Annotated in this window: 1 protein-coding gene; it reads left to right on the plus strand. The window is 65.9% G+C overall.

The window, feature by feature from the left end:
• A partial coding sequence (locus EN991_RS38230) for an MFS transporter (RefSeq protein WP_164769760.1) occupies positions 1–821 on the plus strand: 821 nt, incomplete at both ends.

Consider the following 821-nt stretch of genomic DNA (forward strand, 5'->3'; position numbering starts at 1 on the left):
GGATATGCGCTGGGCGTCGTCTTCGGCGCCCCGATCGTCGCCATGGCCACTGCGCATTTGCCGCGCAAGCCGGTGCTGGTCGGGCTGGCCGTGCTGTTCGTCGTCGGCAATCTGTTTTGCGCCATCTCGCCCAACTACTGGACGCTGATGGCCGCGCGCGTCTTCACCGCTTTCGGCCACGGCGCCTTCTTCGGCATCGGCTCGGTCGTTGCCGCCAGCCTGGTGCCGCGCAACAAGCGCGCCAGCGCTATCGCGCTGATGTTCGCCGGGCTGACGCTGTCCAACATCCTGGGTGTTCCCGCCGGAACCGCACTTGGCGAAGCGTTCGGCTGGCGCTCCACCTTCGTTGCCGTGGTCGGTATCGGCCTGATCTCGGTGGCAGCGATCGCCTGGTTGGTGCCGTCCGATGTCGCCGAGCCAAGCGGTGGCGGCCTGCGCGGCGAGCTGCGCGTGCTGGGCAAGCTGCAGGTCTGGCTGGCCATGCTGATCGCGGCGCTGACCTCCGCAAGCCTGTTCACCGTCTTCACCTACATCAAACCCTACCTCACCGAGGTATCGGGCTTGTCGACCTCGGCAGTCACGTGGGTTCTGCTGCTGTTCGGCGCGGGCATGACCATCGGCAACATCATCGGCGGCAGACTGGCCGACTGGAAACTGATGCCGACAGTGATCGGCACCCTGCTGCTGATGGCCCTGCTTTTCGTTGGATTCAGGCAGTTCGGCGCAATCGCCAGCGTTGCCATCGGCATCGTCTTCCTGTGGGGCCTGCTCATCTTCGTCGTCGTGCCGCCGTTGCAGATCCGGGTCGTCGAGGCGGCCTC

Origin of the sequence: Mesorhizobium sp. M7A.F.Ca.US.005.03.2.1, from assembly GCF_003997795.1 — a bacterium.
Taxonomy (GTDB): Bacteria; Pseudomonadota; Alphaproteobacteria; order Rhizobiales; family Rhizobiaceae; genus Mesorhizobium; species Mesorhizobium ciceri.